Origin of the sequence: Nitratidesulfovibrio termitidis HI1, assembly GCF_000504305.1 — a bacterium.
Classification (GTDB): Bacteria; Desulfobacterota; Desulfovibrionia; order Desulfovibrionales; family Desulfovibrionaceae; genus Cupidesulfovibrio; species Cupidesulfovibrio termitidis.
Map to the genome: position 1 here is coordinate 1,122,584 of NZ_KI632512.1, position 21,079 is coordinate 1,143,662.

Here is a 21,079-nt window from a genome sequence, read left to right on the forward strand (position 1 = left end):
CGCAAAACGGGGCGCTGAACACCGCCAAGGCTCCTCGTTTCCGCGAGGCGTAGCGTTTGAACCACCTTCCGCAGGAGGCGGATACCATGGACCGTACCGGCATAATCACCTTCAGGGGCACCCCCCTCACCCTCACCGGCACCCCGGTGGCCAAGGGCGACAAGGCCCCCGGCTTCTCCGCACTGGCCAACGACCTCTCCCCGCGCTCCCTGGCCGATTACGCGGGCAAGGTGCTGCTCATCTCCGCCGTGCCCTCGCTGGACACCGGCGTATGCGACATGGAAACCCGACGCTTCAATCAGGAAGCCACCCGCCTGGGCGCGGACGTGCGCATCCTGACCATCAGCTGCGACCTGCCGTTCGCCCAGGCCCGCTGGTGCGGCGCCGCCGGGGTGGACGCGCTGGAAACCCTGTCCGACCACCGCGACCTGTCCTTCGGCAACGCCTATGGCGTGGTGATCAAGGAACTGCGCCTGCTGACCCGCGCCATCTTCGTGGTGGACCGATCCGGAACGGTCACCTACACCGAAACCGTGCCCGAAGTGAGCCACGAACCCAACTACGAGGCCGCCCTGGCCGCAGTGAAGGCCGCCCTGTAGCCTTTGGCCACATGGCGCACCGTCGACGGGCGTCCCCCCGGAATCCGCGCGCAGATGAACGCAGATGAACACAGATGAACGCGGATGAACGCGGAACGCGCGACGATCGGCTGTTTTACGAAAATGACAATGCGGTTTCGCCCACGCGAAACCGCATTGTTCTTTCATTGCCCCCCGCCGGGCTCTTCCGCCGGGATATCCCCTGCCCGTCGCACGCGCATCGGCCCTGCCACTCCGCCAACCTTGCACGGCGGCCCGGCCTGGGCTAGGCTGCGCACTTTCGTCATGCCTCGCTCGCCTTCCATGTTGCGCGCGGGCCGTGCACGACACAGGACGGATATCACCACGCCGCAGGAGTTGCCCATGTCCGCATCCCCCCTTGGGCCAGACCAGGCCCGCGCCCACCTTGTCGCCACGGTGCTGCGCCACCTCTCGCGCGACGCCGGGCGCCGCACCGAGGCCCTGGAGGAATTCCTGGCCGTGACCCTACCCGACATGGACGACCGGGGCGCGCGGGTGCTGTCGGCCATGGTGCCCCGGTTGCCCGAATCGCTGTACGACAAGTGGGCCTCCATGTTCGTGGACCGTTTGCAGGAAACCGTGCCCCACGAACACGTGGCGGCCCTGTGCGACGGCAGCGAAGACAACGATGCCACCATCGCGCTGGTTTACGTGATGTTCATGGAATCGGAAAAGATGGAACGCCAGGTGGCGGAAGACCTGCACGCCCTTGGCATCGTGCAGGGCGGTGAAGACGATCCGGGCGACGCGGGCGCCCTGCTGGGCGCATACCTGCGGGCCCGGCTTACCGCGCGCGGGCAGGGGCCGACCCAGTAAGCGGGACAGGCCCGAGCCGTCTGACCGCAGCTGCCCGGCCGCAGCCGCCTGGCCGCAGATGCCCAGGTAGACGCGCGCACCGGCGGTTTTCGCCGTCCATGCACGGGCCGCCAGACTTGCGCAACCGGCACAACGAACCGGCACCCCTGCCGGTACCGGGAACCGGCACCGCAAACGCCAAGGGCCGCGCACATGCGCGGCCCCGCAATTTTCCGGCCGCCCGCCGGACACCGGGCTGGCTACTGCTTTTCGACCTTGAGCCCGTCGTCGGTGGCGGTCAGCAGGTAGGTGCATCCTCCCGTTTCCAGACAGTAGTCCGAACCGGGAAACAGGGTGGAGCGGGCGGTCCATTCGTCGTTGACGAACACGTCGCGCGCGCCGCCGCTTTCCTCGTAGCGCACCTGGGTTCCGTCGGCCAGGATGACGAACTCCGCCTCGTGGATGACGGCGGGCAGATCGGCTTCGGTATGGCTCATGGCAGGCCTCCTTCACGGTTGCGGATGGCAGGACTGTGACAGAATACCAATCCACTGACGTAATCACACACTTACATCGTCCGCCACCGGACAACAACAGGAATATCCCGTGACGCCAGAACTTCAGGCCACCGCCACAGCCACCGCCGCCCCCGTCCCCACAGCCGCGCCGATCTCCGCAGCACCGGCGGCCCTGGCAGCCGCGCTGTCCCTGCCGACGCCCGGCGTATCCGCCGTCATGGCCCTGCTGGACGAAGGGGCCACCATCCCGTTCATCGCCCGTTACCGCAAGGAAGCCACCGGCAGCCTGGACGAGGTGCAGGTGGCCGCCGTGCGCGACGCGCTGGAAAAGGCGCGCGAACTGGACAAGCGAAGGGCTGCCGTGCTGGCGTCGCTGGAAGAGCGCGGGTTGCTTACCCCGCAACTGTCCAAGGCCGTGGCGGGGGCGTCCACGCTTACCGCGCTGGAGGACGTGTACCTGCCCTACCGGCCCAAGCGCGTCACCCGCGCGGAAAAGGCCCGCAAGCGCGGTCTGGCCCCGCTGGCCGAGGCCTTGCGCACGGCGCGTCCCACGGCGGACGCCCTTGCGCTGGCTGCATCCTACGTCACACCCCATGCCGCACTGGACAGCACGGACCCGGAACTGGCCGTGCCCGACGTGCAGGCCGCCCTGTCCGGGGCCCGCGACATCCTGGCCGAAAACTGCGCGGAGTCCGCTCTCCTGCGCGGCGCCCTGCGCGACCTGTTCGTGCGGCGCGCCGTGCTGCGCGCCAGGGCCGTGCCCGGCAAGGAAGCGGAAGGCGCCACCTACGCCGACTGGTTCGGCCACGAGGAACGCGCCGCCGCCATGCCCTCGCACCGGCTGCTGGCCATGCTGCGCGGCGAGCGCGAGGGCTTCCTGTCCGTGGCCGTGCGTCCTGACGACGGTGAGGCTCTGGACACCCTGCATCGCCGGGCGGGCATTGCCGCCCTGGGCGCCAGCCCACGCCCCGAAACCGCGGCCGGACAGGTGGAAGCAGCCCATGCCGATGCCTGGAAGCGGTTGCTGGCTCCCTCGCTGGAAAACGAACTGCGAAACGCCCTGCGCGAACGTGCAGAAGCGCAGGCCATCGGGGTGTTCGCCGCCAACCTGCGCGAACTGATCATGGCCCCGCCGCTGGGGGGACGCCGCATGCTGGCGCTGGACCCCGGATGGCGCACCGGCTCCAAACTGGTCTGCCTGGACGCGCAGGGCACCCTGCTGCATCACGAGGTCATCCATCCGCTGACGGGGGACACCGGGGCGGAGCGCGCCGCGCGCACCCTGCGCGACTGCTGCGCCAGATACGCCATCGAGGTGGTGGCCGTTGGCAACGGCACGGCCGGGCGCGAGACGGAAGCCTTCGTGCGCGGGGCAGGCCTGCCCGCCGGGGTGGACGTGGTGCTGGTGAACGAAACCGGGGCCTCGGTGTATTCCGCGTCCGACGTGGCCCGCCGCGAATTTCCCGATCACGACCTGACCGTGCGCGGGGCCGTTTCCATCGGGCGACGGCTGATGGACCCGCTGGCGGAACTGGTCAAGATAGACCCGCGCTCGCTGGGCGTTGGGCAGTACCAGCACGACGTGGACCAGGCTGCCCTGCGCCGCTCCCTGGACGAGGTGGTGGCCTCGTGCGTCAACGCCGTGGGTGTCGACGCCAATACCGCCAGCCCGGAACTGCTGGCCCATGTTTCCGGCATCGGCCCGGTGCTGGCCCGCAACATCGTGGCCCACCGGGCGGAGAACGGCCCCTTCCGCAGCCGCAAGGACCTGCTGAAGGTGCCGCGCCTTGGCCCAAAGGCCTTCGAACAGGCGGCGGGCTTTCTGCGCGTGCGTGGCGACAACCCGCTGGACGCCAGCGCGGTGCACCCGGAACGCTACGCCCTTGTGGCGCGCATGGCGGCGGACCTTGGTTGCGCCCTGGCCGACCTGCTGCGCCGCGACGACCTGCGCGGGCGCATCCGCCCCGAGCAGTATGTTGCCGATGGGGTGGGCCTGCCCACGCTCACCGACATCCTGGCCGAACTGGCAAGGCCGGGGCGCGACCCGCGCCCTTCCTTCACCCCGTTCCGCTTTGCCGAGGGGGTGCATTCGCCCGACGACCTGGAACCGGGCATGGTGCTGCCGGGCATAGTCACCAACGTCACCGCCTTCGGTGCGTTCGTGGACGTGGGGGTGCACCGCGACGGGCTGGTGCATGTCAGCCAGCTGTCCGACCGCTTCGTGCGCGACCCGTCAGAGGTGGTGGCCCCGGGCCGCACCGTGCGGGTGCGGGTGCTGGAGGTGGACAGGGCGCGCGGCAGGGTGAGTCTGGCCATGAAGGGCGTGGACCAGCAGTAGCCCCCGAAACGGCGCGCGCCTCGACGCGGTCGACAAAAATCACGCCAACGGGAACATCGGACTGCAAGCAAAAGCGCCCGCACGATGGATGTCGCGCGGGCGCTTCCTCATATTCCGAATCGTCGTGTAGTGCCCACGCCCTCGGGCGCGGCGGGTCAGATCACCACGACGCTCTACTTCTTTTTCTTCTTGCGCTTTTCGCGGGCCTCGCTGAACAGCTTGTCCTTCTTCTTTTCGAAGACAACGGTGGTGCGCAACGCGGCAAGGGCCAGGGCCACCACGGACAGGATGAGAATGAGCCCCTTCTGCAACTGCCATTTCTGGGTGCTGATGAGGCCAGAGGCCCACGTGGCCCCGGCGCGTTCGCCATAGAACAGGGCAAGCGGCGCCGCCACCAGGATCAGCAGCAGCCCGATGATCTCCATCCATAAAAAGCTGCGCCAGAACAGCAGCATGAACAGCGTGGAATCGCGCACCATCCGCAGGAACTTCAGGTGCGATTCCAGATCCTTCAGCCGTTCCGCTTCGGCTTCGGCCACGGCATGGGCGCGCTTGAAGGTTTCCGCCACCTGCAGGTTGGTCTTCAGCGCCCAGTTAAGGCTGGCGGCGCACAGGTTGAAATTTTTGTTGAATTCCACAAGGATGCGCGGAAATGGGAACCAAGCGGCCTCATCGCGGATGTGCATCAGCCGGGACATGAACCCGTTGAACCGTGTCTTCAGGTCCTTGGCCTCGCGCCCGATGCGCAACTGCATGTCCTTTTCCAGTTGCGAGCGCCCGTTGATCACCGTCTGGAACGGCACGAAGTTGCGAATCTCGGCCATGCGCACCAGATTGGTCACGCGCACGTCGGTCTGCACGGCAAAGGGGTGTTCCTCGCTGAACCAGGTGCCCAGTTCCGCCCGCAGGCGCCCCAGCCCCTGCTTTTCTTCCTCCACGCGGTTCTCTGCCTCGCTCCACGGCACGTGCAGCGCCGTAAGCAGGTGCAGGTGCCCGCGCTCCAGTTCCGGGTCCAACAGCACGCGGTTGAACACGTTGGGATCCTGGGCGATCAGGGTCAGCAACTGGGCGGTGGCCTGTTCCACGAAGCCCATCTTCACATGGCACACCGCCTGCCGATACTCGGCGTCGGCCCACTGCGGGCACAGCCGCACCACCTGCCGGTACAGCTGGGTGGCGGGCTGGTACTTGCCCTGCACCTCGTGCAGGCGGGCCTGGAGAAAGATGTGCCAGCCCTGCTGCAACGCCGTGGGGGCCAGGGTTTCCGCCTCCTTCCACAGCGAGGCGGCGCGCAGGTAGTCGCCGCGTTCCAGGGCCACGTAGCCCTGCATGGTGCGGTTGCGGTAGTCGCGCGGGTTCTTGATCTGAATCTGCGCCAGTTCGCGCTCCAGCGCCACCGGCTCGCCGTGACGGATGGACTCCAGCACGCCCCACACGGGGTTGTCGTCCTTGGGGGCCATCTCGTCGAGGCCCTTCGGGTATTCCTTGCCCCGCGCCAGCCACATGCGACGCACCATGCGGTGCTGCGCCGCGCTGCCGATATCGAACATGGCGCGGGTCATGATGCCTTCGGCCCCTTCCGAGGCCAGCAGCACGGCAACCCCTTCGCCGATGTCACCGGCCAGTTGCGCGTCGATGATCTGGAAGCCCTGGTTCAGGGTCTCGAAGTCCAGCAGCGCCACGTCACGCCACACGCTGGGAGTCAGCGTCTCCAGCTTGCGGCTGGGACAGGCCGTGGCCTCGTGGTTGCGCATGCCGCAGTAGAAGCAGCACGGGTTGTTGCCCGCCACCGCCCGGGTGGAAACCACCACCGGCAGCGCGCCCGCTTCCTGCCCGTCATCGGCAAGCCCCACGTTGCACCAGTCGTCCATGCTGCTGTGCTCGACCGAAAAGCGCACCTCGTGGATGGTGAAGCCTTCGCCCAGCAGGTAGGCGTTGCGGAAGCTGGTGTGCGGGTAGTCCGGCACCAGCTGGTCCCAGTCCAGGGCGACCTTGCGGGGCAGTTCATTGTTGAAGTTCAGCCCCTTGCGGTCCACGATGGCGCTGACGCACGGCCAGTAACTGTCGGGGCGCTGTTCCTTCACCTCGCGCACGCGTTGCAGCAGGTCGCGGCACCACTGCCGGTACAGGCGCAGGTTTTCCAGCGGAAAGATGAGAAAGGACTCGTGCAGGATGTACTTGAACTTGTGGCGCTTGAGGATTTCCTCGATCTCGCCGAACATGGAGCGCCAGCCCGCCTGAAATCCCTTGTCCAGGGGGTTGCCCAGGGGGCGCAGCACCGAGTACCATCCGGTGGTTGACTGGTACGGCAGACGCGAGTCGGCCCGCAGCATGGTCCATTCGGCGGGCACCATGCCGCGCAGGGCCGCCGCTTTCTCGAAGGTCAGACCGGGAACGCCGGTGCCCATCTCGCGGGCGCGGGGGTGCACCCATACCTGGAATTCCTGCGGGGCGATAAGTTCCTGCGTGGTCAGCACGTTGTCCAGCGACAGGGAAATCTCGCGCTTCATGCCCAGCAGCAGGCGGGCGGGCAGCACCTGGCCCGCCACGGGCAGCGGGTTGAACTTGCCCCATATTTCCAGCCGCGCCAGCGCCAGGAACACGTCCGCCGAAAAGAAGAACCACAGCGACTGGTCCCGCTCGGCGGCAATGGTCATGCCGCCGTAGTCCTGCAGGGTCTGCGGCACGGCGGGATTGATGTCGCCCTGCCAGTTCAGCCACAGGGCAAGGCCCGCGGCGCTCATGCGCGATTCGCGGAACTCCGGCAGGCGGCGCAGCAACGATTGCAACTGGGGCATCCGGACCTCTGGATACGGCTAACCAGGGAACAACCCTGATACGGAGTGACGAATGGACGTTACCAAGGCCCTCGCGGACCTGAAAAAGGAACCGGGCTTCGCCGACAATGTCGGCATGGTGCTGGTGCACAACGGCGTGGTGCGCGGCTGGTCGCGCAAGGACAAGGGCAACGTGGTCGCCATCAGGGTAACCCCCGACCGCGAACGCATCAATGAAATATGCCGCGAGCTGTCGGCGCGTCCGGGCATCTTCCGCATCCTGGCCGACGCCTTGGAGGGCGAACTGGCCCCCGGCGACGACGTGCTGTTCCTGGTGGTGGCGGGCGACATCCGCGAAAACGTCAAGGCCGTGTTTGCCGAACTGCTGGACCGCATCAAGTCCGAGGCGGTGACCAAGGAAGAAATCTTCGGCTGACGTCACGGGCCGCAAGGCCCCTGCCGCATTCCGTTCCGCCCCGGTGGCCGTGCCGCCGGGGCATTTTTTTCTCCTTCCGCCAAAAGTACAGCAAGTTCCATTCCTTTTCGCGCCATTCGGGCGACAGCGCGATTGCGGCGGCAACGGATGCCGGGTTTCACGGGGTTTCGCCGCGTGCGGAATGACGCTGCATGGTGCGCACAGCCCGAAGTTCATGAGCACGGCGCACTGCTCACTCCGGTCCGTCACCCCATCCCGTACCGCGCGACACTCTTGCACTTTTTCTGTATATCGATTTTTATATATGCATGCGTCGCATACTCCTCGCCCGCATGCTCCGCGCAGGGCTTCTGGCCCTGCCCCTGCTGTTTCCGCCGCTGCTGGCGGACACGGGCGGCTTTGCCTGCCGGGCCGGGGAAACATTCGGCGATGCGCGGGCCGTAGTGCTGCGCGTGCCCGACGGCGACACATTGGTAGTGGACATTCCCGGCTACCCGCCCGTGGCGGGCCGGGCCATCAGCGTACGCATCGCCGGGTGCGACACCCCTGAAAAACGCGATCCGCGCGCCGAACTGCGCGAACTTTCGCGCCGCGCCCGCGAACTGACCCTGCGCATGGCCGCGCCCGGCAGCACGGTGACCCTGCGCAACCTGCGCCGCGACAAGTACTTTCGCCTGCTTGCCGACGTGGAAGCCGACGGCGGCGACATCGCCTCCGCTCTCATCGAACGCGGGCTGGCCAAGCCTTACGAAGGTGGCCGCAAGGAGTGGTGAGGTGCGGGGCTGACCTGCTCCTTTTTCCATCCATCTTTTACCTTCCTCCTCTTCTCCTGCTTCCCAATCCCCCGGCCCCGTCAACGCAAAAGGCCCCGCCGAAGCGGGGCCCTTGTGTGTGTACCTTTCGGCAGGCAGACAAAGGAGAGGCGCACCTGCATCTGCGCGCGGCAGTATTTCCGTTTTCCGGCAAGGAAGACAAGCCCGCCACGCAGGGCGCATACTCCGGCGTATGTAACCGGAGTGGCGGGCGCAGTCTGACGCAGCCGGAAACGGAAAGACAACGCGCGCCAGGGGCTGCTTATAAATTAGGTTTTTTGTTCGTTGGCAAGGAAAACGAGCCTGCCATGAGGGAGTATGCGGCAGCCGTTATGCGAGTCTTCGAGCATTACGGATGGCGACCGCATCGCGCTCTTATCGTATTCGACCGACATGGCAGGCGAAGTTTGACGAAGCCAACGGGCAAAAGGCCAATTTAGAAGCAGTCCCTAAAAGACCTTGAGGCCCTTAAGCAGCACCAGCAGCACAAGAATGGGGCTCACCCAGCGCACCACGGTCAGGAACGCGGCGATGATGGGTCCGTTGAGCAGTTGCCCACGGTTGGACAGTTCCGTCTTCACGTTGGCCGCGCCCCATACCCAGCCCGCGAACAGGCAGATGAAGATGCCGCCCACGGGCAGCAGTACGTTGGACGACATGAAGTCGTACAGGTCGAACACGGTCATGCCGAAGATCTTCACGTTGGCCATGGTGGACATGGACAGCGTGGCCGGAATGCCGATGATGGCCAGCGTCACCGAGGTGACGATGGTGGCGCGCTTGCGCGGCATGCCGAACGATTCTGCCAGCCAGGCCACGGGCACTTCCAGCAGCGAAAGCATGGCGCCGGTGGCGGCGATGGCGGTCAGGCAGAAGAAGATGACCATGAACACCTGGCCGCCCGGCAGCGAGGTGAACACGGCGGGGATGGTCATGAACAACAGGCTGGGCCCGGCGCTGGGCTCGAAGCCGAAGTTGAACACGGCGGGGAACACGGCCATGCCCGCAAGGATGGAGATGGTCAGGTCGCACAGCATGACGCGGGTGGCCGTCAGCGGAATGTCCTGGTCATTGCGGAAGTAGCTGCCGTAGGTGGTCATGGTGCCCATGCCGATGGACAGCTTGAAGAAGGCCAGGCCCAGGGCCATCAGGATGACGCTGGGGGTGATCTTGCTGAAGTCGGGGGTGAACAGGAAGGCCAGGCCCTCGCCCGCCTTGGGCAGGGTAAGGCTGCGCGCGCACACCGCCACCAGCAGCAGAAGCAGCACGGGCATGAGCACCTTGGTGGTACGTTCGATGCCCTGCGCCACACCGGCGATGATGATGACGCTGATCAGCACCAGCACGCCCCACTGCCACAGCAGCGACTGCACCGGGTTGCTCACCAGCCCTTCGAAGGCCTTGGCGGCCACGGCGGGGTCGGTGGTGGCGATTTCGCCGGACAGGGCCTTGAAGATGTAGGCGAACACCCACCCGGCCACATCGGTGTAGAAGCCCATGATCAGGAACGCGGCCACAACGCCCGAAAGGCCCACCAGATGCCAGGGCTGGCCCTTGGGGGCAAGCTGGCGGAAGGTGCCCACCGCGTTGGCCCGGGCGCGGCGGCCAAGCATGATTTCGGATATCATCACCGGCAGGCCGACCAGCAGGGTGGCCAGCACGTACACCAGCAGGAACGACGCGCCGCCGTTCTGCCCGGTGAGGGCCGGAAATTTCCAGATGTTGCCGAGACCCACGGCCGAGCCGAGGGTGGCCGCTAGCACGCCGAGGCGCGTTGCGAAGCCGTCGCGGGCGGTGGTGATCTGTTTCGCCATGTGCACTGTTTCCTTGAAATGTGGGGCTCCGGGCGATCCGGGCACCCCTCATTAGACCCATCCCCCTTCTTTATCAAGGGATTTGTGCCACACGACGACGTCGGAAGCACCCCGCAATCCGGCAGCAACGCGCAACGGTGCGAAATGGCAGACCATACCAAAAAGAAGCGGCACTCGCATGCGCAAGTGCCACCTGTGAAGGGAACATTATTGGTCGTACTTTCTGGTACCACGCACGGAATGGATATGGGGCAGGTCAGCGGGGCCGATCCGAAAGGACAGGCCGGGGGTGGTACACCGCGGGTACCCTATCGAACTCCCTACTCCGACTGGCCGTCGGGGCCGTCGTCGTTGCCCTCGGGCACGGGCAGCGCGCGGGCGCGGGCATCGGCGCGGATTTCCTCGCGCACACCCGGCCAGTTCAGTTCGCCCCAGCCCAGCAGAGTGGACCGCGCGGGGGTTACCGTCACCTCGGTCATGCCGTCCGGTCCGGCCACGCGCACGGTAACGGGCGTGCCCTCGCGCACCGCCTTCGGCGAAAAAGAGGCCACGAAGGCGGCGGCATCGCGCACCACGTCCGCATCCCATACCCTGCCGTCGAACTGCCGCCCGATGGCCAAGGGACCGGGAAAGCCCGCCACCTTGAAGTGCAGGTCCGCCGGAAAGGCGAAGCGCACCAAGGCATCGTTGTCGGCCTGATGGCGACCTATGGACAGCCAGTGCGGCCCGGCCCAGTACTGCCGCCCGATGTTGGCCAGCTTGAATTCCGCTGCGGCTGCATGCGGCGAATGCACCAGCACCGGCCAGTAGCGGCGGGCGTTTTCGCGTTCCGCCAGCTTGCAGCCCCCGGCGGGCGTGGGAATTTCCGTCAGGCCGTACTTTGCGGCCAGGGCCATCTGTTCCTTGCGCCCGCGCCCGAAAATGGCGTGCAGGCGGCTGCGGTCCACCAGGCCGGACTCCTCGGCGGGGGTGGGGTCCAGCTTCTGGGCGCACAGGGGACGCAGCAGCAGTTCCTTCACCCCGGCATCGCGCCGGATGACGTTCAGGGTGTCGCGCCGCTGCGACATGGGGCGCTGCCCCAGCACCTCGCCGGTGATGATGAACGAGGCGCCGTAGCGCTCCATCATTTCCCGCGCGCGGGAAATCATGATGATCTTGCAGTCCACGCAGGGGTTCAGCACCTTGCCGAAGCCATGCACCGGGCGTTCGCGCAGCAGCGCGGCAAAGTCCTCGCCCAGATCCACGGCGGTGATGTCGAGGCCGTATATGGCCTCCCAGTGCTTCACCTTGCCGGGCTTGCCGAAAAACGGAGAAACGAAGTGCAGGCACTTGACCGCAAGCCCCTGCTCCTCGATGACCTTCACCGCCAGAATAGAGTCGAGACCGCCGGACAGCAGGGCCACGGCGTCATAGCGTTTGCGTTCCATGGGGGGTGACATACGGCGCGGGGGGACCGTTGGCAAGGGGCGCGGAACGAACACCGGTCGCGCGTGGCGTACCGGGCGCGCCCTTTTCTGTCTGCCGCCATGCCCGGTCCGTTTCCTGCCGATCCGGCCCGTTTCCTGACGATCCGGCCCGTGCCATCTTGCGCTGTCCTGTTCCCGCCACGCGCTGCCCCCCAGTCCGCCCCAGAACCGGCCCGTCCGGAGCAGCGCACCCGGCGTTGCCCGCCGCCGCGCCTTCTGATATTCCCCGTGAAGCCCTCAGGCGCCCTGACTTGGCCGGACCTGCCCGTCAGGTTTCCGGACCCGCCGGAGCGCCCCAAGCCCGCAATCATCCCACCCCGGAGACATACATGGCGAAGAAACCCGCGCTGACGCCGGAAGAGATGCGCCGCGAGGCCCTCTCGACGGCTCTCAGCACCATCGAGCGCAAGTACGGCCAGGGCTCGGTCATGAAATTGTCCGACAACGCCCACGTGAACATTCCGGTGATTCCCACCGGCTCCATCGGGCTGGACCTGGCCCTTGGGGTGGGCGGCATTCCGCGCGGCCGCGTGTCGGAAATCTACGGCCCGGAATCTTCGGGCAAGACCACGCTGGCCCTGCACATCATCGCCGAATGCCAGAAGCTGGGCGGCACCGCCGCCTTCATCGACGCCGAACACGCGCTGGACACCAACTACGCCCGCCGTCTTGGCGTGAAGACCGACGAACTGCTGATCTCCCAGCCCGACTTCGGCGAACAGGCACTGGACATCGCCGACATGCTGGTGCGCTCCAGCGCCGTGGACATCGTGGTCATCGACTCGGTGGCCGCGCTGATTCCGCAGGCGGAACTGGAAGGCGTGATGGGCGAAATGCAGGTGGGCGGCCAGGCCCGCCTGATGTCGCACGCCCTGCGCAAGCTTACCGGCACCATCCACAAGTCGCGCACCGCCGTCATCTTCATCAACCAGATCCGCATGAAGATCGGCACCATGGGCTACGGCAACCCGGAAACCACCACCGGCGGCAACGCGCTGAAGTTCTACAGCTCGATCCGCATGGACATCCGCAAGATCCAGACCCTGAAGGACAAGGAAGAAGTCTACGGGTCGCGCACCCGCGTCAAGGTGGTGAAGAACAAGGTGGCCCCGCCCTTCCGCGAGGCGCTGTTCGACATCCTGTACGGCACGGGCATTTCGCGCACCGGCGAGCTCATCGACCTTGGCTCGGACGTCGGCATCATCGAAAAGAGCGGCTCGTGGTTCGCTTTCGGGTCCGAGCGCCTCGGCCAGGGCAAGGAAAACGTCCGCGCCCTGCTGGAAGAAAACGAGGCCCTGCGCCTGAACGTGGAAGCCAAGCTCATCGAACATCTGGGCATGATGCCCACCAAGGTCGTGGACCCGGACGACAACGCCGGGGCCATGGACGACGACGAATTCTAGCCGCACCGTGCGCCGCGCCGCCCCCAGCCCCGCCCTGCGGGCACGGTGACGCGCGCGGCGCGCCGCGCCTGCGACGCCATACGATCCGCACAGGAGACACCCAGTGATAACCGCCAACGAAATCCGGCGCCGGTTCCTTGAATTCTTCCAGTCGCAGGGCCACGAGATCGTGCGCTCTTCTTCCCTCGTGCCCAAGGACGACCCCTCGCTGCTGTTCACCAACGCGGGGATGGTGCAGTTCAAGAAAACATTCCTGGGGCAGGAAAAACGCGGCTACGTGCGGGCCACCACCTCGCAGAAGTGCCTGCGCGTGGGCGGCAAGCACAACGACCTTGAAAACGTGGGCCGCACCGCGCGCCACCACACCTTTTTCGAAATGCTGGGCAACTTCTCGTTCGGCGACTACTTCAAGGAAGACGCCATCAAGTTCGCCTGGAAGTTTCTGACCGAAGACCTGAAGCTGCCCAAGGAACGCCTGTACGCCACCGTGTTCCGCGACGACGACGAGGCGCACGACCTGTGGCTGGCGCACACCGACATCCCGGCGGAACGCATCTACCGCATGGGAGAGAAGGACAACTTCTGGTCCATGGGCGATACCGGCCCCTGCGGCCCGTGCTCGGAAATCCTCATCGACCAGGGCGAGCACATGACCTGCGGGCCGAACTGCGGCATCGGCAAGTGCGACTGTGACCGCTATCTGGAAATCTGGAACCTGGTGTTCATGCAGTACGACCAGGCCGCCGACGGCACCCGTTCCAACCTCCCCAAGCCCTCCATCGACACGGGCATGGGGCTGGAGCGCATCGCCGCCGTATGCCAGGGCGTGTACTCGAACTTCGACACCGACCTGTTCCAGGCCATCATCCAGTACACCTGCGGCATCGCCGGGGTGTCCTACCGCGCCAACGACGAGACGGACACCGCCCTGCGCGTCATCGCCGACCACAGCCGTTCCATGGCCTTCATGATCACCGACGGCATCCTGCCCTCCAACGAGGGGCGCGGCTACGTGCTGCGCCGCCTGATCCGCCGTGCCTACCGCTTCGGGCGGCTCATCGGACAGACCGGCACCTTCCTGCACAAGACCGCCATGAAGGTGGTCGAGGTGATGGGCGACGACTACCCCGAACTGCGCGGCAATGCCGATTTCATGGCCCGCGTGGTGCGCGAGGAAGAAGAACGCTTCAACCGCACCCTGGACAAGGGCCTGGCCCTGCTGGAAGAGGAACTGGAAAGCCTGCGCGGCGCGGGCAGCACCCGCGTGGCGGGCGACGTGGCCTTCAAGCTGTACGACACCTACGGCTTCCCGCTCGACATCGTGAACGACATCGCGGAAAAGCGCGGCTTCACGGTGGACGAGGACGGCTTCCGCACCCTGATGGCCGAGCAGAAGGAACGCGCCAAGGCCGCCTGGAAGGGGTCGGGCGAATCGGACATCGCCTCGCGTTTCCACGCCCTGCTCGAAGAAGGCCTGCGCTCGGAATTCATCGGCTACGACCACCTTTCGGGCGACAGCCGCGTGGTGGCCCTGCTGGATGCCTCCGGCCTGCCCAGCGAAGGGCTGCCCAAGGGCGCCAAGGGCTACCTTGTGGCCACCCGCACCCCGTTCTACGGCGCCTCGGGCGGCCAGACGGGCGACCTTGGGGCCATCACCTCGCCTTCCGGCAAGGCCCGCGTGCTGGACACCCTGAAGCCCTCGCCCGAACTTACCGTGCACCAGATCGAAACAGTGGACGGTGAAATCCTGCCCGACCAGGAAGTGCAGTTGCAGGTTGAAGAGGACGAGCGCGTGGCCTCTGCCCGCAACCACACCTGCACCCACCTGCTGCACGCCGCCCTGCGCCGCGTGCTGGGCGACCACGTGAAGCAGGCCGGATCGCTGGTGGCCCCCGACCGCCTGCGCTTCGACTTCACCCACATCGCCGCCATGACGCCGGAAGAAATCGCCGCCGTGGAGCGCGAGGTGAACCGGGTTATCCTGGCCGACCTGCCGCTGGAAACCGACCACATGGCCTACGACGCCGCCCTGACCCGCGGGGCCATGGCCCTGTTTGGCGAAAAGTACGGCGACGAGGTGCGCGTGGTGGCCATTGCCGACGAATCGGTGGAGCTGTGCGGCGGCACGCACCTGCGCGCCACCGGCCAGGCCGGGCTGTTCCTTATCCTGTCCGAAGGCGGCGTGGCCGCCGGGGTGCGCCGTATCGAGGCCATCACCGGCTGGAACGCCCTGCGCATGGTCATGGACCAGCGTGCCGAACTGGGCCAGTTGTCCGGGCTGCTGAAGGTCCGCTCCGGCGAGATCGTGCCCCGCGTGGAGGCCCTGCAGAAGGACGTGAAGAGCCTGCGCAAGGATCTGGAGAAAGCCAGTTCCCAGGCCACGTCCGGCCAGGGCCGCAACATCATGGACGAACTGGCCGAGATCAACGGCGTGAAGGTGCTGGCCGCCAAGGTGGAAGTGCCCAACGTGAAGGCCCTGCGCGACCTGATGGACGACGTGCGCTCCAAGCTCCCTTCGGGCATCGCCTGCCTGGCCGCCCCTGACGGCGACAAGGTGAGCCTGATCGTGGCCGTTTCCAAGGACCTGCACGACCGCTTCACCGCCCCGGCCCTGATCAAGGCCGTGGCGACCGCCGTGGGCGGCTCCGGCGGCGGGCGACCCGACATGGCCCAGGCCGGCGGCACCAACCCGGCGGGCATCGACGAGGCCTTTGATATCCTGCGCAAGACCATCGCAGGCTAACCATCCCTGCATTCGCTGCTACGAAACACGACGCCCCCGCGTGCATGGCACACGGGGGCGTATTCGTTCATCCATCGGAAAATTTGCGAGCCAGACGCCCGAAATGATCTATCCGCCCTGCCTGCCCATTTACCCTAACCGCCCTGTTTGCCCTGTTCACGCGGACGCGCCAACCCCATCAGCAGGTCAGCCACCGCGTCGGCGTCGTGCCGTCCCGCCACCTTGACGGATTGCGCCCCGCCGCCGGGCAGAGCGCGCACCACAGGCGCATCCAGCACATCCACTCCCTGCGCGTGCAGCCCTTCGTGGTCGATGCCGCCGGGGTATACCCCGTTGCGGGTATCCACCACCACTGTGTTCAGCAGGCGGGCAGCGGGAATTTCAGTGCCCACGTCGCGCCGCAACGCAGCCAGCAGGGCGGCGGCGCAGTCGGCCACGGACAGGCCAATCTGTTCCGGATCGATGCCGCTGTTGGGCACGTACACCTTGGGGCACGGGGCCGCAGCCACGGCGCGGCCTACCCCTTCGGGCAACAGGTTGGCCAGCACGCTGGTGTAAAAGCTGCCCATGGGGAAGCAGATCAGGTCCGCTTCCGCGATGTGCCGGGCGGCCACGCCGGATACGGGCACGCGCGCCTCGACGGGGGGAACGGAAGCTCCCGCGCAGGCACGGTCGCGTGCGCCCTTACCGGCCCCGCAGGCCCCGCTGTCATTGCCGTCATTGCCGTCATCGCCAACATTGCCAACATTGCCAACAGCGCCAGCACCAGCAACGTCACCACCATCAGGGCGAGTGCGCGTCAGGAACAGGCGGCGCACCGGGGCAGTGATGCCGGGCACGCCCTTGCCGGTGATGCGGTGCTGCCCCAGCAGCACGCTGCCGTCGGCCAACTCCGCCGCCAGATGCAGGTCGTCGTCCACGATGGGGACCACCGTGCCCCGCACCCGCAACAGGCGCGTGAACAGGTGCAGCACCGGCCCCAGCCCGCCGCCGTGGCGCAGGTAGCCGCCCGCCAGCAGCAGGTTGCCCAGGCACGCCCCGTGCGGGTCGAAGCCGGGCGGCGCGAATTCCAGAAACCAACGCAGGTGCAGGCGCAGCACATCGGCCACCAGCGGGTCGATGCCGCGCCAGGCAGGATCGCGCTCGGAGGCCAGCGCATACAGCCGCTGCATCAGGGTATCGTATTCCCCGGCGTCGGACAGGCGCAGGTCGCACAGGGCCACCAGCGGCGGCGTGGCCACGCCGGGGTCGGCCAGGGCCAGCAGGCGGTTGCGCAGGTCGCCCACGGCGGGCATGCGGATGTAGCGCCGCAGCACGGCCGTGCTGCCGCCGGAATCGAAAGGGGTGACCAGATGCACGGAATTGTGCGTCCGCCCCGTCAGGGCATGGCTGAGCGACTTCAGCGCCGTGCCCCCGGTAAAGAAGACCATGCGCGGCCCATGCGCGGCATCGCCGGTCATACGGGCATCTGCGGCGCCATGCGCCGCAGGGGTACCCCCAGCGGCCGCACGCGCCGAGGGGCCAGGCCCGGCGACTGTGTCGCCTTGGCACACACCAGTGACCGGTTCGGCCTGGCCCGCAGATGCCATGGGACGGCTAATCGTCATCCCCGTCACTGTCATCGGCATCGCCGACAGCGTCACCCGCGTCACCCATCTCGCCGGGTCGCTTGGGGAACTTCACCTTCACGCGGGCGCGCAGCTTGTCGCCGGTGCGCTTCAGCGAAATGCCGATGCTCTCGTAGCCGTCGATATCTATGGAACGCCCGTCCAGGGTGATCACGCCGCTGGCCATCTGCTCGCCGATGCGACGCACCAGGTCGGGGGCTTCTTCCGGGGTTACGGGAAACTGCACGGTACGCTTGCCGTATTGGGTCATCGGGTCTCCGGGGTTGGCGCGCAGCGATGCGGCGCAAAAATGGACATGAACGCCGGGCACACGGGCGGACGGCGGGCGTGCAGCATACCGCAGCAGCCCGTGAATGCAAAGCGGGGCCGCCCCTGGGCAGCCCCGCCATGTCGATGCAAGACGGCGCAGCGCGCTAGCTGCACGCGCCGCCGGAATTGATCTGGAAGCTGTGCTTGATGTTCAACCCTTCGACGATGAACATCACCGTCTCGCCCACGTTGGTGGACAGGTCGCCCACCCGTTCCAGGCTGCGCGAGACAAGGATGGTATGCACCGCGCGCTCCACGGCGGGGCTTTCGCGGCTCATGTAGTCCATCAGTTCGCGCAGCACCTGCACGTCCAGCTGGTTGCAGCGCTTGTCCAGAACGCGCAGTTCGCGGGCCAGCCCGGCGTCGCTTTCACGGAAGGACATCACCGCCTTGCGGAACATGTCCACGGCGTGGGTGCCCAGTTCGTTCAGGCTGGGCATTTCCGGCAACGGCGGCCTGGAGGCCAGGAACATGGCCGCCTCGGCGATGTTCACGGCCTCGTCGCCCACCCGTTCCAGGTACATGCTGGCCCGCATGATGGCCACGATGATGCGCAGGTCCACGGCCATGGGCTGGTCCAGCGCCAGCAGCCGGAAGCTGAGCTCGTCGATCTCGCACTCTATGGTGTTGATCAGCTTGTCGCCCGAGATGACCGAGCGCGCGGCATCGGCATCGCGGTTTTGCAAGGCGCGCACGGCGGTTTCTATGGCCGCCTGCGAATGCGCGGCCATCTCGAGCACCTTCAGGCGAAGCTTCTGCAATTGCTGGTGAAAATGCGTTTCCACAGAACTCTCCCTACCCGAACCGGCCGGTAATATAGTCTTCTGTCTGCTTGTTGCGCGGCCGGGTGAACATCATTTCCGTCGCGCCCCACTCCACCAGCTTTCCCATGTAGAAGAAGGCCGTCAGGTCGGAAACGCGGGCCGCCTGCTGCATGCTGTGGGTCACGATGATGATGGTGTAGTCCTTCTTCAGGATGTGGATGAGTTCCTCGATCTTCTGGGTGGCGATGGGATCCAGCGCCGAAGCGGGTTCGTCCATCAGCAGCACCTCGGGTTCCACGGCCAGGGCCCGCGCGATGCACAGGCGCTGCTGCTGGCCACCGGAAAGGCCCAGCCCGGATTCGTGCAGGCGGTCCTTCACCTCGTCCCACAGGGCTGCGTGGCGCAGGCTTTGCTCCACCTTTTCGGCGATGTATTCCTTGTCGCGCACCCCGTTGACGCGCAGCCCGTAGGCCACGTTCTCGAAAATCGACTTGGGGAAGGGGTTCGGCTTCTGGAACACCATGCCCACGCGGCGACGCAGTTCCACCACGTCCAGCCGGGCGTCGTGGATGTTCATGCCGTCAAGGCATATCTCGCCATCCACGCGCGAGATGGGGATGAGGTCGTTCATGCGGTTCAGACACCGCAGGAAGGTGCTCTTGCCGCAGCCCGAAGGCCCGATGAGCGCGGTGACCTGGTTGCGTTCGAATTCCAGGTTGATGTCGTGCAGCGCCTGAAAGTCGCCGTAGTAGAAATTCAGCGACGCCGCGTGCATCTTCACGTTCTTGCTGTCTGGCATGTCTCGTTCCCGGCGGCGCGTGGCGCGCCGCGCGTTGGGGGCATTGGGGCGTTGGACGAAAAGGGACCATGCCGCCATACGGGGCGGCGTGCGCGTCCGAAAAATCTGTCGATACGGGGGCTCTGCCGGCATGGAGAATCCGCCGCTCCGGTGAACCTGGCGATACCGTTCTTCAGCGGTGCGTGAAGGGCGTGCCCTGCATGACCGCCATGGGATTCATGGCCGCGCCCGCAATTCCGGGGTCCGGAATCGGGGCTACTGTTCCTTGAAGCGGTATCCCACGCCCCGGATGGTTTCGATCATGGCCGCGTAGCCGCCGATCTTCTGGCGCAGCCTGCGCACGTGGGTGTCCACCGTGCGGGCGTACCCCTCGAACTCGTAGCCCCACACGGTGTTCAGCAACTGGTCGCGGGTGCGCACACGGCCCCGGTTGCGCACCAGTTCCGCCAACAGGCGGAATTCGGTGGCGGTCAGGGCGGCTTCCTCGCCGTCCACTTCCACACGGTGCGCGTCAAGGTCCAGGGCAAGCCCGTCGATCTGCCACTGCGAGCGCTGGGGGTTTTCGGCCACGCCCTGCGCGCGCTTGAGCACGGCACGGATGCGCAGCACCAGTTCGCGCGGGCTGAAGGGCTTCACCACGTAGTCGTCGGCACCCAGTTCCAGCCCCACGATGCGGTCCACTTCCTCGCCGCGCGCGGTGAGCATGATCACCGGCACGTCTTCCGTTTCCGGCAGGCGCTTCAGTTCGCGGCACACGTCAAGGCCGCTCATGCCGGGCAGCATCAGGTCCAGCAGGACCAGCGCGGGCTTTTGTCGCAGCGCTATGTCCAGGCCTTCGCGTCCCGTGGTGGCCGTGCGCACCTCGAACCCGGCGGATTCGAAGGTGAAGGTCAGCAACTGCAGGATGTCCTCGTCGTCTTCCACCACCAGAATGCGCTCTTTCGTCATGTGGTACTCCTTGGCGCTTTCCTGCCCGAGAAGATGTGCGTTGCCGGTGACGGATGCGTGGTTGCCCCGTTACAAGGATGTGACATTTTTCCCCGGCACTGCCAAGGCGACAGGAATTACCGGGGCATGCCGCCGTGGCGCAATCACGCATGACGCATGTTGGTGACGACAGTGTGACAATGGCGGCGGATTGGAGAAAAGACGAAAAAAACGAAACGCGCGCCACCATGACCTGCATGGGAGCGCGCGAAGAGTACGACGGGAGTAAATGGTCTGACAGACTGACCCGCGTCAGCCTGGCGGCTAGCGGTCGATGAGCCCCAGCCTGCGCATGCGCAGGTGGATCTCGCGGCTGACCCAGGCATCGGTGGCGGCGTACAGCACCTGCTGGGGGGCCAGTTCGCGGTTGCTCCAGTTGGAGCACTGGGCGCCCTTGGAGATGCGCACTTCCAGAAAGTTGGCGGCAAGGTTGCGCAGGCCGTGCGTTTCAAGGCCCAGGTCGCGCGCCACCTCGCCCAGGTCCACCACTCCCGCGTCGTTGAAGGCGAACAGCTTTTGCAGGTCGCGGATGTCGTCGCGCACGGCCACGCCGGTCTTGACGATGTCCGCGTCGGACAGCACGGAGGCCAGCGCCTCGCCAAAGGGCAGCCAGTTGAGCTGGAACAGGTAGACCACGTCGCTGCAGGCAAGCTGCACCAGCGACGGCAGGTTGACCTTGCCCTTGCGGAAGGTGGGGCGGGTTTCGGTGTCGAAGCCCAGCACATCCTCGTCACGCAGACGGTCGACGGCATCAGCGAGTTCCTCCTCGCTGCGGACAATGCGGATTTCACCCGCATACCGCTCGAGGGGCAGCTCGTTGATCTCGTCCTTGCTGATCTTACGCCGATACCGTTCGGGAATCTTCTTCAT

At 66.4% G+C, this 21,079-nt stretch carries 17 protein-coding genes; 7 read left to right on the forward strand and 10 right to left on the reverse strand.

The genetic code is table 11. The features are described from left to right. The first annotated feature begins 86 nt into the window (after positions 1-86). Positions 87-599, forward strand: a complete 513-nt coding sequence (gene tpx / locus DESTE_RS04625; protein WP_035065516.1) for a thiol peroxidase — start codon at positions 87-89, stop codon at positions 597-599. 363 nt (positions 600-962) lie between these two features. Further along, on the forward strand, positions 963-1,436 hold the full coding sequence (locus DESTE_RS04630; RefSeq protein ID WP_035065519.1) for a hypothetical protein: 474 nt from the start codon (positions 963-965) through the stop codon (positions 1,434-1,436). A gap of 239 nt (positions 1,437-1,675) precedes the next feature. On the opposite strand, the gene DESTE_RS04635 is transcribed toward DESTE_RS04630, so the two are convergent. Next, positions 1,676-1,912 carry a hypothetical protein gene (locus DESTE_RS04635; RefSeq protein ID WP_012612017.1) on the reverse strand — a complete coding sequence of 79 codons (237 nt, stop codon included), beginning with the start codon at positions 1,910-1,912 and terminating at the stop codon, positions 1,676-1,678. A gap of 109 nt (positions 1,913-2,021) precedes the next feature. Between DESTE_RS04635 and DESTE_RS04640 the strand changes: the two genes are divergently transcribed. Then, positions 2,022-4,271, forward strand: coding sequence for a Tex family protein (locus DESTE_RS04640; RefSeq protein WP_156925271.1), 2,250 nt, complete (start codon positions 2,022-2,024; stop codon positions 4,269-4,271). Positions 4,272-4,444: 173 nt separating this feature from the next. Here the strand turns inward: DESTE_RS04640 and DESTE_RS04645 are convergent, their stop codons facing one another. Then, complete coding sequence (locus DESTE_RS04645) at positions 4,445-7,069, reverse strand: tetratricopeptide repeat protein (RefSeq protein WP_035065522.1); 2,625 nt, start codon at positions 7,067-7,069, stop codon at positions 4,445-4,447. 52 nt (positions 7,070-7,121) lie between these two features. Here DESTE_RS04645 and DESTE_RS04650 point away from each other — a divergent pair, with 52 nt between their 5' ends. Next, the gene (locus DESTE_RS04650) at positions 7,122-7,484 is read left to right on the forward strand and encodes a molybdenum cofactor biosynthesis protein MoaE (RefSeq protein WP_035065525.1); all 363 of its coding nucleotides are present in this window, start codon (positions 7,122-7,124) and stop codon (positions 7,482-7,484) included. Positions 7,485-7,792: 308 nt separating this feature from the next. After that, a complete protein-coding gene (locus DESTE_RS04655; protein WP_245590729.1) occupies positions 7,793-8,257 on the forward strand; it encodes a thermonuclease family protein in 465 nt (154 codons plus the stop codon). 488 nt (positions 8,258-8,745) lie between these two features. On the opposite strand, the gene DESTE_RS04660 is transcribed toward DESTE_RS04655, so the two are convergent. Further along, positions 8,746-10,110 (reverse strand): sodium-dependent transporter, encoded by a 1,365-nt coding sequence (locus DESTE_RS04660; RefSeq protein WP_035065531.1) that lies wholly within the window; start codon positions 10,108-10,110, stop codon positions 8,746-8,748. A 320-nt stretch (positions 10,111-10,430) separates the two neighbouring features. Beyond that, positions 10,431-11,537 (reverse strand): tRNA (5-methylaminomethyl-2-thiouridylate)-methyltransferase, encoded by a 1,107-nt coding sequence (locus tag DESTE_RS04665; RefSeq protein ID WP_035065534.1) that lies wholly within the window; start codon positions 11,535-11,537, stop codon positions 10,431-10,433. Between the two features lie 368 nt (positions 11,538-11,905). Between DESTE_RS04665 and recA the strand changes: the two genes are divergently transcribed. Together recA and alaS are read left to right on the forward strand one after the other, a co-directional pair. After that, positions 11,906-12,979 carry a recombinase RecA gene (recA, locus tag DESTE_RS04670; RefSeq protein WP_035065537.1) on the forward strand — a complete coding sequence of 358 codons (1,074 nt, stop codon included), beginning with the start codon at positions 11,906-11,908 and terminating at the stop codon, positions 12,977-12,979. A gap of 103 nt (positions 12,980-13,082) precedes the next feature. After that, complete coding sequence (alaS, locus tag DESTE_RS04675; protein WP_035065540.1) at positions 13,083-15,722, forward strand: alanine--tRNA ligase; 2,640 nt, start codon at positions 13,083-13,085, stop codon at positions 15,720-15,722. Between the two features lie 134 nt (positions 15,723-15,856). Here the strand turns inward: alaS and DESTE_RS04680 are convergent, their stop codons facing one another. The 6 genes from DESTE_RS04680 to DESTE_RS04705 form a co-directional block, all read right to left on the reverse strand. Beyond that, the gene (locus tag DESTE_RS04680) at positions 15,857-17,182 is read right to left on the reverse strand and encodes a 2-phospho-L-lactate transferase CofD family protein (RefSeq protein WP_035065543.1); all 1,326 of its coding nucleotides are present in this window, start codon (positions 17,180-17,182) and stop codon (positions 15,857-15,859) included. A gap of 136 nt (positions 17,183-17,318) precedes the next feature. Continuing rightward, the gene (locus tag DESTE_RS04685; RefSeq protein ID WP_035065546.1) at positions 17,319-17,600 is read right to left on the reverse strand and encodes a hypothetical protein; all 282 of its coding nucleotides are present in this window, start codon (positions 17,598-17,600) and stop codon (positions 17,319-17,321) included. A gap of 163 nt (positions 17,601-17,763) precedes the next feature. Then, positions 17,764-18,444 (reverse strand): phosphate signaling complex protein PhoU, encoded by a 681-nt coding sequence (gene phoU, locus DESTE_RS04690; protein ID WP_035065549.1) that lies wholly within the window; start codon positions 18,442-18,444, stop codon positions 17,764-17,766. 10 nt (positions 18,445-18,454) lie between these two features. Further along, a complete protein-coding gene (pstB, locus tag DESTE_RS04695; RefSeq protein ID WP_035065552.1) occupies positions 18,455-19,222 on the reverse strand; it encodes a phosphate ABC transporter ATP-binding protein PstB in 768 nt (255 codons plus the stop codon). Between the two features lie 255 nt (positions 19,223-19,477). After that, positions 19,478-20,170: a response regulator gene (locus DESTE_RS04700; protein WP_035065555.1), complete on the reverse strand. Its 693-nt coding sequence runs from the start codon at positions 20,168-20,170 to the stop codon at positions 19,478-19,480. A gap of 303 nt (positions 20,171-20,473) precedes the next feature. Beyond that, the gene (locus DESTE_RS04705) at positions 20,474-21,079 is read right to left on the reverse strand and encodes a 3'-5' exonuclease (RefSeq protein WP_035065558.1); all 606 of its coding nucleotides are present in this window, start codon (positions 21,077-21,079) and stop codon (positions 20,474-20,476) included.

Excerpts from the sequence above, each read along its gene's own strand:
- DESTE_RS04700 (WP_035065555.1), bottom strand. The coding sequence starts at position 20,170 with ATGACGAAAGAGCGCATTCTGGTGGTGGAAGACGACGAGGACATCCTG.
- DESTE_RS04685 (WP_035065546.1), bottom strand. The coding sequence starts at position 17,600 with ATGACCCAATACGGCAAGCGTACCGTGCAGTTTCCCGTAACCCCGGAA.
- recA (WP_035065537.1), top strand. The coding sequence starts at position 11,906 with ATGGCGAAGAAACCCGCGCTGACGCCGGAAGAGATGCGCCGCGAGGCC.
- DESTE_RS04645 (WP_035065522.1), bottom strand. The coding sequence starts at position 7,069 with ATGCCCCAGTTGCAATCGTTGCTGCGCCGCCTGCCGGAGTTCCGCGAA.
- pstB (WP_035065552.1), bottom strand. The coding sequence starts at position 19,222 with ATGCCAGACAGCAAGAACGTGAAGATGCACGCGGCGTCGCTGAATTTC.
- DESTE_RS04635 (WP_012612017.1), bottom strand. The coding sequence starts at position 1,912 with ATGAGCCATACCGAAGCCGATCTGCCCGCCGTCATCCACGAGGCGGAG.
- DESTE_RS04655 (WP_245590729.1), top strand. The coding sequence starts at position 7,793 with ATGCGTCGCATACTCCTCGCCCGCATGCTCCGCGCAGGGCTTCTGGCC.
- DESTE_RS04665 (WP_035065534.1), bottom strand. The coding sequence starts at position 11,537 with ATGGAACGCAAACGCTATGACGCCGTGGCCCTGCTGTCCGGCGGTCTC.
- DESTE_RS04660 (WP_035065531.1), bottom strand. The coding sequence starts at position 10,110 with ATGGCGAAACAGATCACCACCGCCCGCGACGGCTTCGCAACGCGCCTC.
- DESTE_RS04650 (WP_035065525.1), top strand. The coding sequence starts at position 7,122 with ATGGACGTTACCAAGGCCCTCGCGGACCTGAAAAAGGAACCGGGCTTC.
- tpx (WP_035065516.1), top strand. The coding sequence starts at position 87 with ATGGACCGTACCGGCATAATCACCTTCAGGGGCACCCCCCTCACCCTC.
- DESTE_RS04630 (WP_035065519.1), top strand. The coding sequence starts at position 963 with ATGTCCGCATCCCCCCTTGGGCCAGACCAGGCCCGCGCCCACCTTGTC.
- DESTE_RS04680 (WP_035065543.1), bottom strand. The coding sequence starts at position 17,182 with ATGACCGGCGATGCCGCGCATGGGCCGCGCATGGTCTTCTTTACCGGG.
- DESTE_RS04705 (WP_035065558.1), bottom strand. The coding sequence starts at position 21,079 with ATGAAGAAGATTCCCGAACGGTATCGGCGTAAGATCAGCAAGGACGAG.